The sequence below is a fragment of the Streptomyces sp. H27-H1 genome (assembly GCF_026627445.1).
Taxonomy (GTDB): domain Bacteria; phylum Actinomycetota; class Actinomycetes; order Streptomycetales; family Streptomycetaceae; genus Streptomyces.
The window spans coordinates 1-12617 of sequence record NZ_JAPNLJ010000049.1 but is presented as its reverse complement, the minus strand read 5'-3'; the positions used below and the strand labels follow the sequence as shown (position 1 = coordinate 12617).

Annotated in this window: 13 protein-coding genes; 4 read left to right on the top strand and 9 right to left on the bottom strand. The window is 71.9% G+C overall.

Annotated elements, in window-relative coordinates; all coding sequences use genetic code 11:
- Positions 1 to 27 precede the first annotated feature (27 nt).
- Both nusA and rimP read right to left on the bottom strand, forming a co-directional pair.
- Complete coding sequence (nusA, locus tag OTB20_RS34505) at positions 28 to 1086, bottom strand: transcription termination factor NusA (protein ID WP_267823666.1); 1059 nt, start codon at positions 1084 to 1086, stop codon at positions 28 to 30.
- A gap of 2 nt (positions 1087 to 1088) precedes the next feature.
- Positions 1089 to 1586: a ribosome maturation factor RimP gene (gene rimP, locus OTB20_RS34500; RefSeq protein WP_267758454.1), complete on the bottom strand. Its 498-nt coding sequence runs from the start codon at positions 1584 to 1586 to the stop codon at positions 1089 to 1091.
- Between the two features lie 153 nt (positions 1587 to 1739).
- Between rimP and OTB20_RS34495 the strand changes: the two genes are divergently transcribed.
- The 4 genes from OTB20_RS34495 to OTB20_RS34480 are packed head-to-tail and all read left to right on the top strand — an operon-like array spanning position 1740 to position 4601.
- Positions 1740 to 2300, top strand: coding sequence for a hypothetical protein (locus OTB20_RS34495; RefSeq protein ID WP_267823664.1), 561 nt, complete (start codon positions 1740 to 1742; stop codon positions 2298 to 2300).
- On the top strand, positions 2297 to 2752 hold the full coding sequence (locus tag OTB20_RS34490) for a ferritin-like domain-containing protein (RefSeq protein ID WP_267823663.1): 456 nt from the start codon (positions 2297 to 2299) through the stop codon (positions 2750 to 2752). The genes OTB20_RS34495 and OTB20_RS34490 overlap by 4 nt, the downstream gene beginning before the upstream one ends.
- A 52-nt stretch (positions 2753 to 2804) precedes the next feature.
- The gene (locus OTB20_RS34485) at positions 2805 to 3707 is read left to right on the top strand and encodes an aminoglycoside phosphotransferase family protein (RefSeq protein ID WP_267823661.1); all 903 of its coding nucleotides are present in this window, start codon (positions 2805 to 2807) and stop codon (positions 3705 to 3707) included.
- Between the two features lie 42 nt (positions 3708 to 3749).
- Entirely contained in the window at positions 3750 to 4601 is an 852-nt protein-coding gene (locus OTB20_RS34480) for a slipin family protein (RefSeq protein WP_267823659.1), read from the top strand.
- A 223-nt stretch (positions 4602 to 4824) separates the two neighbouring features.
- Here OTB20_RS34480 and OTB20_RS34475 read toward each other — a convergent pair whose 3' ends face one another.
- The 7 genes from OTB20_RS34475 to OTB20_RS34445 all read right to left on the bottom strand — a co-directional run.
- Positions 4825 to 6519, bottom strand: a complete 1695-nt coding sequence (locus OTB20_RS34475) for a proline--tRNA ligase (RefSeq protein ID WP_267823657.1) — start codon at positions 6517 to 6519, stop codon at positions 4825 to 4827.
- A 42-nt stretch (positions 6520 to 6561) separates the two neighbouring features.
- Positions 6562 to 7134: a GNAT family N-acetyltransferase gene (locus tag OTB20_RS34470; protein WP_267823655.1), complete on the bottom strand. Its 573-nt coding sequence runs from the start codon at positions 7132 to 7134 to the stop codon at positions 6562 to 6564.
- Positions 7135 to 7162: 28 nt separating this feature from the next.
- Positions 7163 to 8008, bottom strand: coding sequence for a GNAT family N-acetyltransferase (locus OTB20_RS34465; protein WP_267823654.1), 846 nt, complete (start codon positions 8006 to 8008; stop codon positions 7163 to 7165).
- Between the two features lie 258 nt (positions 8009 to 8266).
- Positions 8267 to 9424, bottom strand: a complete 1158-nt coding sequence (gene ispG / locus OTB20_RS34460; RefSeq protein WP_267758463.1) for a flavodoxin-dependent (E)-4-hydroxy-3-methylbut-2-enyl-diphosphate synthase — start codon at positions 9422 to 9424, stop codon at positions 8267 to 8269.
- A gap of 197 nt (positions 9425 to 9621) precedes the next feature.
- Positions 9622 to 10923, bottom strand: coding sequence for a M50 family metallopeptidase (locus tag OTB20_RS34455; RefSeq protein ID WP_267823652.1), 1302 nt, complete (start codon positions 10921 to 10923; stop codon positions 9622 to 9624).
- Positions 10920 to 12173, bottom strand: coding sequence for a 1-deoxy-D-xylulose-5-phosphate reductoisomerase (gene dxr / locus OTB20_RS34450; RefSeq protein WP_267823650.1), 1254 nt, complete (start codon positions 12171 to 12173; stop codon positions 10920 to 10922). The genes OTB20_RS34455 and dxr overlap by 4 nt, the downstream gene beginning before the upstream one ends.
- Positions 12174 to 12193: 20 nt before the next feature.
- Positions 12194 to 12617, bottom strand: a 424-nt coding sequence (locus tag OTB20_RS34445) for a hypothetical protein (protein WP_267823648.1), incomplete at its 5' end; no start/stop codon positions are given.

The following is a 12617-nucleotide window of genomic DNA, read 5'->3' as shown; positions in this document are numbered from 1 at the left end:
CCCGGACAGCTCCGGGCGGTAGCGGTTTTATTCCCCGCGCTGGTCGTCGCGGCGGTCGTCCCGCCGGTCGTCCCGGCGCTCGCCGCGATCACGGTCGTCCCCGTCCGAGGGCTGCTCGGTGTCGGAACGGATGTCGATGCGCCAGCCCGTGAGGCGGGCGGCGAGGCGGGCGTTCTGGCCCTCCTTGCCGATGGCCAGCGACAGCTGGTAGTCGGGGACGGTCACCCGCGCGGAGCGGGTGTCCCAGTCCACGACCTCGACCTTGCTCACCCGGGCGGGTGACAGGGCGTTCGCGACCATCTCCGCCGGGTCGTCCGACCAGTCGACGATGTCGATCTTCTCGCCGTGCAGCTCGGCCATGACGTTGCGCACACGGCTGCCCATCGGGCCGATGCAGGCGCCCTTCGGGTTGAGGCCGGAGCGGGTGGACCGTACGGCGATCTTGGAACGGTGACCGGCCTCACGGGCGATCGCGCAGATCTCGACGCTGCCGTCGGCGATCTCCGGGACCTCCAGCGCGAACAGCTTCTTCACCAGGTTCGGGTGGGTGCGCGACAGGGTCACGGACGGACCGCGGACACCCTTCGCCACCCGCACGACGTACGCCTTGAGGCGCAGTCCGTGCGTGTACTCCTCGCCGGGCACCTGCTCCTGCACCGGCAGGATGGCTTCCAGCTTGCCGATGTCGATGAGGGCGTTCTTCGGGTCCTTGCCCTGCTGCACGACGCCGGTGATGACATCACCCTCGCGGCCCAGGAACTCGCCGAAGGTCAGGTCGTCCTCGGCGTCGCGCAGACGCTGGAGGATCACCTGCTTGGCGGTCGTCGCGGCGATGCGGCCGAAGTCCGACGGGGTGTCGTCGAACTCCTTGGCCTCCTGGCCCTCTTCCAGGTCCCTCGGGTCCTCGGTCGCCCACACGATCACGTGACCGTTGGAGCGGTCGAGCACGACGCGTGCGCGCCGGAAGCTTCCCTCGGTGCGGTGGTACGCGATGAGGAGGGCCGACTCGATCGCCTCGACGAGCAGGTCGAAGGAAATCTCCTTCTCCCGGACCAGACCCCGTAGGGCACTCATGTCGATGTCCACGATTACGCCTCCTCTTCCATTTTGTCCTTGCGGTTGAACTCGATCTCGACACGCGCCTTGGCGATGTCGTTGAACGCGATGCGGCGGGCGGTCGCCTTGCGGCCCTTCACGCCCGGGACTTCGAGGTCCACGCCCTCGTCGTCGACGTCGAGGATCCTGGCGATCACTTCCCCGCCGTCCGACGTCTGGAACTTGACGAGCCGGCCGATCGCCCGGATGTAGTGACGGTGCTCGGTCAGCGGGCGGTCCGCGCCCGGCGAGCTCACTTCGAGGACGTACTCGTCCTCGCCCATCGTGTCGGTCTCGTCCAGCAGGTCCGAGACCTCACGGCTCAGCTCGGCGCACGCGTCCAGCTCCACGCCGTCGTCGGAGTCCACGATGATGCGCAGCATCCGGCGCTTGCCCGCCTTGGACGTCTCGATCTCCTCGAGGTCCAGGCCCTTGGCGGCGACGAGCGGCTCCAGCAATGCGCGCAGCCTGTCGCTCTGGGTGGTGCTCATCCGGGTGACTCCTCGGCCGCGTGTGCTGTTGTGATTTCCGTCGTGCGTCAGGTCAAAGGGTATCCGGTCGCGGAGGGTGTTGCCGTCCGCGCTGTGGACGGGGCCCCGGGTACCGTGATCACACCTGCCCGCCATCACCCCAAGGACGTCTCCGTGCCCTCGACCCTGCCGTCGCGAAGAGGCCTGCTCGCCGGTGCCGCGGGCATCGCCGGCGCCGCGCTGCTCAGCGGTTGCTCCGACGGGGGACCGCCCGTCGCGGACCCTGAGGTTCCACTCGAACGGCGGATGCGCGAGACGGCCGTTCGTGAGAGCGGGCGTCTGCTGGAACGTTACGACGCGACGACCGCCGCCCATCCGGCCCTGGCGCAGCGCCTCGCCCCGCTGCGCGCCTCGGTCGCGGCGCACACCGCCGCCCTCGCCGGCGAGGGGTCCCCCGCGCCCTCCCCGTCCGCGTCCCCATCCGCCGCGGCCGCCGGGCCGGCTCCGGCCGGCTCCGCCCCGGTGACCGCCGGGGCCCCCGCCGCCGAGCCGGTGCCCGCCGCGCCCGCCGAAGCGCTGGCCGCCCTCGCGGACGCCGAGCGGAGCCTGGCCGAGGCCCGGACGATCTCCCTGGCCGGCGCCCCCGGGGAGCTGGCCCGGATGCTGGCCTCGGTGGCGGCCTGCGGCCACGTGCACGCGTACCTGCTGACCTCGCCCCCGGGAGCCGCCTCGTGACCCCCTCGCCCTCTTCCGCCGGCCCGGTCCTGGAGGCCGCGCAGGCCGCGCTCGCCGCCGAGCACGCGGCCGCGTACGGCTACGGCGTGATCGGGGCCCGGGCCTCGGCCGGCCGCTCCGCGGAGGCCCGCGAGGCGCACGGCGAGCACCTCGCGCGCCGCGACGCGCTCGCCCGCGCCGTGCGCGGGCTGGGCGGTTCCCCCCGCCCTTCGGAGGCCGCCTACACGCTGCCGTTCACCGTGCGCACGCCCGCCGACGCCGAGCGGCTGGCCGCAGGGATCGAGGACCGGGTGGCGGGCGCGTACTCCGATCTGGTGCGCGCCGCCGAGGGCCAGTTGCGCCGTGAGGCGGCTGACGCGCTGAGCGCCGCGGCCGTGCGCGCGGCACGCTGGCGCGGTGTCGGCGTAGCCTTCCCTGGGCTCACGGAACGCGCGGACACACCGCGGACCTAGCGCGCAATCATGCGCGACGAGCCCGGGTACGGCTGAAAGGGACCACGCACGCATGGCTTTCGAACCGCCGCAGCGGCTCGTACGGGCGCTCGGCGAGCTGCCGGAATCGGCGCACGTCTCGGACTGGCTGGGGCAGCTCCCCCGGTTGGCCGAGGACGCGCTGGCCCGGCGTGGAGTACAGGCCCAGCGGGTGCAGGCCCCCGGCGGCCGCACCAGCCTGGTCGTCCTCGTCCGGTACGCCGACGGAACCCCGGCCGCGCTGAAGCTGGCCCCGGCGGCGCTCCGGCCCGACCGGGAACTGGCCGCACTGGCGCACTGGGGCGGGTTCGGGGCGGTACGGGTCCTCGACACGCGCCATCACGAGGAGGACGGGGCGCTGCTGCTGGAGCGGCTGCACCCCGAGGTCTCGCTGCGGTCGCTGCCGGAGGCCAAGGCGCTCCTGGAGGCCTGCGGGACGCTGCGCAGGCTGTGGGTGGCCCCGGAGCCGGCGCACGGCTGGGAGACGGTCACCGAGCGGACGGCCGCGCAGGCCGAGGTCCTGCGCAAGGCTCCCCCGGAGCTGGCGGAGCTGGCTTCGGCGGCGCTCGCGGCCCGCGAGGAGCTGACGGCGGCGCCGGCCGAGGATCTGCTGCTGCACGGGAACTTCCGGCAGGGCAAGGTCCTCGCCGGCGAGCGGGCGCCGTGGCTGGCGGTGGGCCCCGACCCGATGGTCGGCGAGCGGGCGTACGACCTGGCGCGACTGGTACGGGACCGGCTGGAGGACCAGATGGCCTCCTCGGCGGGCGCCTCGGGCGCCCGGCGCCGGGTGAACAAGCTGGCCGACGCACTGGAAGTGGACCGGGACCGGCTGCGGGGCTGGACGCTGTTCCGGGCGGTCGAATCGGGCAACCGGGCGCTGGCCGCCGGTCGACGGCAGGACGCCGAGCTGCTGCTGGAGTTCGCGGGCTGGTTGTAGGGCATAACCCCTGTGGGGGATGCCGCCCGGCAGGAGGCCGCCATGGTCCAGGAACTGCTGACAGCCGGCGCCGTCGCGGGCGTCGGGATCGTGGCCTACCTGGGCGCCGCCGCCCGGGTGGTGAAGCAGTACGAGCGGGGCGTGGTCTTCCGCCTGGGCCGGCTGCGGGACGGCATCCGCGGGCCCGGTTTCACCTTCGTGGTCCCGGTCTTCGACCGGTTGCGCAAGGTCAACATGCAGATCGTCACGATGCCGGTGCCCGCCCAGGAGGGGATCACGCGGGACAACGTCACCGTGCGGGTGGACGCGGTCGTGTACTTCAAGGTGGTGGACGCGGCCAACGCGATCATCGAGGTCGAGGACTACCGCTTCGCCGTCTCCCAGATGGCACAGACCTCGCTGCGGTCGATCATCGGCAAGTCCGACCTGGACGATCTGCTGTCCAACCGGGAGCAGCTCAACCAGGGGCTGGAACTGATGATCGACAGTCCGGCGGTGGGGTGGGGCGTCCAGATCGACCGGGTGGAGATCAAGGACGTATCGCTCCCGGAGACGATGAAACGGTCGATGGCCCGGCAGGCGGAGGCCGACCGGGAGCGGCGGGCGCGGATCATCAACGCGGATGCGGAGCTCCAGGCCTCGAGGAAGCTCGCCGAGGCGGCGGAGGTCATGTCGGAGCAGCCTGCGGCGCTTCAGCTGCGGCTGCTCCAGACGGTCGTTGCCGTTGCCGCGGAGAAGAACTCCACGCTGGTTCTTCCGTTTCCGGTGGAGTTGCTGCGCTTCCTGGAGCGGGCTACGCCGGCGGCCGGGCCCGTGCCTGGGCCCGTGCCCCTGTCGCCCCCGGCCGGGGCGCCGCCGTCGCCCCCGGCGGAGCCGGACGGGCCGCCCGGGTAGTCCGCCGCGCGGGCGGAGCCCCTTCCACCGTTCCCCGGGCGCTGCCCGGACCGCGGTCCTCAAACGCCGGACGGGCTGAACAGACCCTGGGGCTCCACCCCAGACCCCCCGCCCGCGCCCGCGCCTCAAACTCCTCCAGCTACCGCTGGGAGAGGCACCCTGGCGAGGCTGGATAGAGGCCCGGCCCCCCTAGGGGCCAGGCCTTGCGGCGTTCGGGGGGCGGCTACGTCAGGCGGGTCAGGGCTTCCGGGAGGGGGAGTTCTTCCCGGGTGCCCGTCGCGCGGTTCTGGAGTTCCACCACGCCGTCCGCCGAGCGGCGGCCCGCGACCAGGATCCACGGGACGCCCATGAGTTCGGCGTCCGTGAGCTTCACACCGGGCGAAAGGCCCGGGCGGTCGTCCAGCATGACCCGCAGGCCCGCCTCGGCCAGGGACTGGGCCGCCGACTCCGCGAGGGCGAGCGGCACCGCCTTGCCCGCCGCCACCACGTGCACGTCCGCCGGAGCCACCGAGGCGGGCCAGCACAGGCCCCGCTCGTCGGCCGTCTGCTCGGCCAGGGCGGCCACCGCGCGGGAGACGCCGATGCCGTAGGAGCCCATGGTGACCCGGACCGGCTTGCCCTCCTTGCCGAGGACGTCCAGTCCGAACGCGTCCGCGTACTTCCGGCCGAGCTGGAAGATGTGCCCGATCTCGATGGCCCGGTCCAGGCGGAGCCCGGAGCCGCAGGACGGGCAGGGGTCGCCCTCCTGGACGACGACGACGTCCAGGTAGCGGTCCACCTCGAAGTCCCGCCCGCAGACCACGTTCCGGGCGTGCGTATCGGGCTTGTTGGCCCCGGTCACCCAGGAGGTGCCCGGCGCGACGCGGGGGTCGGCCAGGTAGCGGACCTTCTCCAGGCCCTGCGGGCCCACGTAGCCGCGTACGAGGTCGGGCCGGCCGGCGAAGTCCTCCGCCGTCACCAGCTCCACGACGGCCGGGGCCAGGTGCTCCCCGAGCTTGCCGAGGTCGACCTCCCGGTCACCCGGTACGCCCACGGCCGTGATCTCGCCGTCGACCCTGACCAGGAGGTTCTTCAGCGTCGCGGACGCCGGGACGCCCAGGTGCGCCGCCAGGGTCTCGATGGTGGGGGTGTCGGGGGTCGGGACCTCCTCCAGCGCGCCGTGTTCCCCCTCGGCCGGCGTCAGGGCGAAGGTGACCGCCTCGGTGTTCGCCGCGTAGTCGCAGGACGGGCAGTCGACGAAGGTGTCCTCGCCGGCCCGGGCGGGCGCGAGGAACTCCTCCGACGCCGAGCCGCCCATCGCGCCCGACACCGCCGACACGATGCGGTGGTCGAGGCCGAGCCGCTCGAAGATGCGCTGGTAGGCCGCGCGGTGGAGGGCGTACGACTCGGCGAGGCCCTCGTCGGACACGTCGAAGGAGTACGAGTCCTTCATCTGGAACTCGCGGCCGCGCAGGACGCCCGAGCGGGGCCTGGCCTCGTCCCGGTACTTGGTCTGGATCTGGTACAGCATGACCGGCAGGTCCTTGTAGGACGTGCACTGGTCCTTGACCACCAGGGTGAAGATCTCCTCGTGGGTGGGGCCGAGCAGGTAGTCGGCGCCCTTGCGGTCCTTGAGCCGGAACAGCAGGTCCCCGTACTCCGACCAGCGCCCGCTGACCTCGTACGGCTCCCTCGGCAGCAGTGCCGGGAGCAGCACTTCCTGCGCCCCGATCCCGTCCATCTCCTCGCGGACGATGCGCGAGACGTTGTCCAGGACGCGCTTGCCGAGCGGCAGCCAGCTCCACACCCCGGCGGAACTGCGCCGGACGTAGCCGGCCCGCACGAGCAGCCGGTGGCTGAGGGTCTCCGCGTCGGCGGGGTCCTCGCGGAGGGTCTTGGCCATGAGGCGGGACATGCGCTGCACGTGTTGCGTTGACATGAAGGGAGGCTACCGGTGGCTCCCGGGGCCGCGAAAACGGATTCAGGGCCTGCGCAGCGGCAGCGGGGCGCCCATGACGGCGTACGGGAGGCTCGCGCTCGGGAAGTGGACCTGGCGGGCGAGGTCGGTGTACCCGAGGGACCGGTAGAGGCCGCGGGCGGGGCTTTCGGTGTCGATCGCGGAGAGGATCGAGCGCTCCTCGGCGGCGGTGTCGGTGATCCGGGTGATGAGGGCGCGGCCGACGCCCCCGCCCTGGAACCCGGGGTGGACGTGGAGCTCGGTGATCACGAAGGAGCCCTCGAGCCAGCCCTCGAGGCCGTCGGCCCGCAGGTAGGGCTCGACGACTCCGGACCACCAGTGCGTGCGGTCGTTGGGCATGCCGTAGACGAACCCGGCGAGCACCCCGTCCTCGGTGAACGCGCCCAGCGCGCGGGCGCCGCGGCAGGTCATGTGGCGCTGGACGATGTAGCGCCGGATGCCGATCTCCTCCTCGCTGAGCCCGAAGGCCATGGCCTGGACGCGCAGGGCCTCGTCGACCCGGGCGGCGAGGTCGAGGTGGCCGACGTGCAGTCCGGCGGGCCGGTCGGGGTCTTCTCCCGCGGGGGTTGGCAGCATGCGGCGACCTTACTGGCGGACCGTGCGGTCAGAACAGGACGCTCATGAACGCGCCCACCTCGCGGAAACCGACCCGGTGGTAGGAGGCGCGCGCGGCGGTGTTGTAGTCGTTGACGTACAGGCTGGCCACAGGGGCCACGTCCCGGAGCGCGTAGGCGACGACGGCGGCCATCCCGGACTCGGAGTGTCCTCGGCCGCGGAACTCGGGGGCCACCCAGACGCCCTGGATCTGGCAGGCGCGGGAGGTCGCCGCGCCGATCTCGGCCTTGAAGACGACCTTGCCGTCCTCGATCCGGGCGAAGGAACGCCCGGCGGCGACCAGCTCGGCGACCCGGGCCTGGTAGAGCAGGCCGCCGTCGCCGGTCATCGGGGAGATGCCGACCTCCTCCGTGAACATGGCCACGCAGGCGGGCATGATCAGGTCGATCTCGTCCTTGCGGATCCGGCGGACCCCGGGGTCGGTGGTCACCGTGGTGGACGGCTGCTCGATGATCATGAGCGGCTGGTGGGAGCGGACGTCCCGGGCCGGGCCCCAGCTGGGCTCCAGGATCTGCCAGAGCAGGCGGGTGGCCGCGGCGGGGCCGACGATGGAGGAGCAGCGGCGGCCGGTACGCCGGGCGCGGTCCGCGAAGGCCCGTACGGCCTCGGGGCCGGCGCAGGCGGGGACCAGGTTGGCGCCGGCGTAGCAGAGCGAGCGGAGCTCGCCGTCGGCGTACCAGCCCCACATCTCGCCGCCCAGGCGCCACGGGTCGAGCCCGGCGATCTGGACCCGCGAGGTGATGAAGGCGTTCTCGACCGGCTCGCGGCCGAGGATGTCGAGCGCGGCGTCAAGATCACTGGGCTCAAGGACCCGGGTGGTGGTCTGCGTCAACACTGGGGCCTCACCATGCAAGTCTGCTGATCTCCGCACTGTACCCGGAGCCGCTTCGAGATGCCCTCGAGCCCCCTCGGCGACGCCTGGAACGGGGCCCCGCCCGCAGGGGCACAGGCCGACGGGCCCGGGGCCGCATCGCGGCCCCGGGCCCGTCGGTGTCCCGCTTGTGGAGCCAAGCGCTCGGTCCTGGGGCTAGGGCTGTGGCCGGGAAGGTTCACCGTGTCGCGGCGCCCGGCACGGCACCTCGCGGCCACAGCACTAGACGCCGATCGCCACCGTCGGCTCGCCCGACATCACGCCGTCCTTCTCCATCTGCTCGGCGATCTTGAACGCCTCTTCGATGAGGGTCTCGACGATCTTCGACTCGGGGACGGTCTTGATGACCTCGCCCTTGACGAAGATCTGGCCCTTGCCGTTGCCGGAGGCGACGCCCAGGTCGGCCTCACGGGCCTCACCGGGGCCGTTGACGACGCAGCCCATGACCGCGACGCGCAGCGGGACCTCCATGCCCTCCAGGCCCGCCGTGACCTCCTCGGCCAGCTTGTAGACGTCCACCTGCGCGCGCCCGCAGGACGGGCAGGAGACGATCTCCAGGCGGCGCTGCTTGAGGTTCAGCGACTCCAGGATCTGGCGGCCGACCTTGATCTCCTCCACCGGCGGGGCCGACAGCGAGACGCGGATGGTGTCGCCGATGCCCTCGGAGAGCAGCGCGCCGAAGGCGACGGCGGACTTGATGGTGCCCTGGAAGGCCGGGCCCGCTTCGGTGACGCCGAGGTGCAGCGGGTACTCGCACTGGGCGGCCAGCTGGCGGTAGGCGTTGATCATGACGACCGGGTCGTTGTGCTTGACCGAGATCTTGATGTCGCTGAAGCCGTGCTCCTCGAAGAGGGAGGCCTCCCACAGCGCGGACTCGACCAGCGCCTCGGGGGTGGCCTTGCCGTACTTCTTCAGCAGTCGCGCGTCGAGCGAGCCCGCGTTCACGCCGATCCGGATCGGGGTGCCGTGGTCCTTGGCGGCCCTCGCGATCTCCTTGACCTGGTCGTCGAACTGCTTGATGTTGCCCGGGTTCACGCGGACGGCGGCGCAGCCGGCTTCGATCGCGGCGAACACGTACTTCGGCTGGAAGTGGATGTCGGCGATGACCGGGATGTTCGACTTCTTCGCGATCACGGCGAGCGCGTCGGCGTCGTCCTGCGTCGGGCAGGCCACGCGGACGATGTCGCAGCCGGAAGCGGTCAGCTCCGCGATCTGCTGGAGCGTGGCCCCGATGTCGGAGGTCCTGGTGGTGGTCATCGACTGCACGGAGATTTGTGAGTCGCCACCGACGGCGACCGAGCCGACCTGGATCTTGCGGCTGACCCTGCGGTCGGCGAGCTTCGTCGGCACGGCCGGAATTCCGAGAGAGATGGCAGTCATCTTCTGTGCAACCCCAAGGTGTGGAAATAGGTGCCGAGATCGGCGGGCTCCAGCGTCCGAGATTACGCCAACCGGCACGTCTCCCGCGCATCGCAGGGGGTGTGCCACCCGAACGTAGGGAGCCGGGCACGAGGAGTGCCCGGCTCCGGTTCGGATGCGGTACGGATGACGCGTACGACGCTCCGTCGATCGTTCAATCAGGTGATTTTAATGGGGTTGACCACGTCCGCGGCCAGAACCAGCAAGGTGAAGCAGAGGAAAACTCCGGCCACCACGTACGCGGCGGGCATCAGCTTCGCCACGTCGAACGGACCCGGGTCGGCCCGCCGGAAGACCCGGGCGAAGCCGCGTCGCACCGACTCCCACAGGGCGCCCGCGATGTGCCCGCCGTCCAGGGGCAGCAGGGGCAGCATGTTGAACAGGAAGAGGGAGAGGTTGAACATGCCCAGGACGTTCAGCATGATCGACATCCGCTGCTCGCCGGGAATGTCCAGGGCCGCGATCTCGCCGTTGATCCGGGCCGCGCCGACGATGCCCATCGGGGAGTCGGCCTCCCGCTCGGCGCCGTTGAACACCGAGTTCCACAGGGCCGGGATCTTGCCCGGAAGCTGGGCCAGCCCCTGCACGCTGCTCTGCACGACCTCCCCGACCCGGTCCGCGGACTGGGTGAAGGTGAGCGGGGCGATCACGGACTTGGGGCCGACGCCGAGGTAGCCGGCCGACACGTACTCGCCCTTGACGTAGCCGCCGTGGCCGTCGGTCTTGCCGACGCGGTTCTCCACGAGGTTCGCGTGGAGCTCGACCTCCCGGCCGTCGCGCAGCACGGTGAGGGCGGCTGGTCCGATGGTGTTGCGGATGCTCGTCTGGAGCGTGCTCCAGTCCTCGATCCGCTTGCCGCCGAAGGCCACGATCTTGTCGCCGACCTGCAGTCCCGCGGCCTTGCCCGGGGCCACCGGGTCGCCGTCCTTGCAGACCTCGCGGTTCTCGCTCTGCTTGAGGACGCACTCGGAGACCGTCTGGACCTGGGTGGTCGTCTGCTGGACCCCGAAGGTCATCCACACACCGAAGAAGATCGCCATGGCCAGGACCAGGTTCATGAAGGGTCCGGCGAACATCACGATCACGCGCTTCCACGGCTTGCGCGTGTAGAAGAGCCGCGATTCGTCACCCGGCTGCAGTTCCTCGTACGCCGCCGAGCGCGCGTCCTCGATCATCGAGCGGAACGGCGACGTGGAACGGGCGGTGATCTTGCCGTCCTCGCCGGGCGGGAACATCCCGATCATGCGGATGTAGCCGCCCATCGGGATGGCCTTGAGCCCGTACTCGGTGTCGCCCTTCCTGCGCGACCAGATGGTCCGGCCGAAGCCGACCATGTACTGGGGCACGCGGATGCCGAAGAGCTTGGCCGTCGAGAGGTGGCCGAGCTCGTGCCAGGCGATGGAGAAGAGCAGCCCGACCACGAACACGAGCACACCGGTCAAGGTCAGCAGTACGGTCATGCGCGCGCCTCCACTGCGGCCCGTGCCGCCATCTCCTGTGCCCGGGCCCTGGCCCAGGTCTCCGCTTCAAGGACGTCCGCGACCGTGAGGGAGGTTCCCCCGGTGGGGGTCCCGTGCTCATCGACCACGGCAGAGACCGTATCCATGATTGCTGTGAACGGCAGTCGACCGGCCAGGAACGCCTCCACGCACTCCTCGTTCGCCGCATTGAAGACGGCGGGCGCGGTACCGCCCAGGGCGCCCACGTGCCGGGCCAGGCCCACTGCCGGGAAGGCTTCGGTGTCCAGCGGGAAGAACTCCCAGGTGGACGCCTTGGTCCAGTCGAAGGCGGTGGACGCGTCCGGGACCCGCTCGGGCCAGCCGAGGCCGATCGCGATCGGGCCGCGCATGTCCGGCGGGGTGGCCTGGGCCAGCGTGGAGCCGTCCGTGAACTCCACCATCGAGTGCACGTACGACTGCGGATGGACCACGACCTCGATCCGCTCGAACGGGATGTCGTAGAGCAGGTGCGCCTCGATGACCTCCAGGCCCTTGTTGACCAGGGTCGCCGAATTGACGGTGATCACCGGGCCCATCGCCCAGGTCGGGTGCGCGAGCGCGTCCTGCACCGTGACCGAGGCGAGCTCGGCGCGGGTGCGGCCGCGGAAGGGCCCGCCGGAGGCAGTGACCACGAGCTTGCGCACATCGGCGCGGGTGCCGGCGGCCAGGGCCTGGAACAGCGCCGCGTGCTCGGAGTCGACCGGGATGATCTGGCCGGGCTTCGCCAGGGCCTTGACCAGCGGGCCGCCGACGATCAGCGACTCCTTGTTGGCGAGGGCCAGGGTCCGGCCGGCCCGCAGCGCGGCGAGGGTCGGCGCGAGGCCGATGGAACCGGTGATGCCGTTGAGGACGGTGTGGCACTCGGAGGCGGCGAGCTCGGTCGCGGCGTCCGGTCCGGCGAGGATCTCGGGCAGCGGCTCACCGGCGCCGTACTCGGAGTCCAGCGCCTCCTTGAGGGCCGGTACGACGTCTTCGCGCGCGACGGCCACCGTGTTCACGCGGAGCAGCCGGGCCTGCTCGGCCAGCAGTGCGACCCGGCCGCCGGCGGCGGACAGGGCCGTGACCCGGAACCGGTCCGGGTTGCGCAGGGCCAGATCGATGGCCTGGGTCCCGATGGACCCGGTGGAGCCGAGGATGACGATGTCCCGCCGGCCGGCCGCGGGGTCGAAGAGGAGGTGCGGATCGGCAAGGGGGGATGGGCGGTCGCTCATGGAACCATTGTTGCCGCAACTCAGGGCCGATTGGACACGGAGTCCCCCTGAATCACGACGGCGAGCAGCTCCGGGAGCGTGCCGGTGAAATCGGGCAGTGCCCGGGCGGCCCGCCACCAGGCCTCCGCGTCGGCGCCGAGGGCCGCCGCGAACAGCCGGTCCGCCTCGGCCGCGGCCGCCAGTACCGGGGTGTGGAGGTCGTTGCGGTCGGGGTGGTCGACACGGCCCAGCCACTGGTCCGGGTCCAGGGCCCAGGCGGCCGGGACCTTGTGACGGAGCACGTCGGTGCCGGTGAGCAGCCCCTCGGCCAAGGCGCGGCGGACCGCGCGGACGTCGTCGGCGAGGTCGGGCAGCGGGAGCGAGAGCCCGGCCAGGGCCAGCTCGCGGTCGACACTGCCCGGGGGTTCACCTGCGCCGGCCGAGAGCGAGTCCACGGCCTCGGAG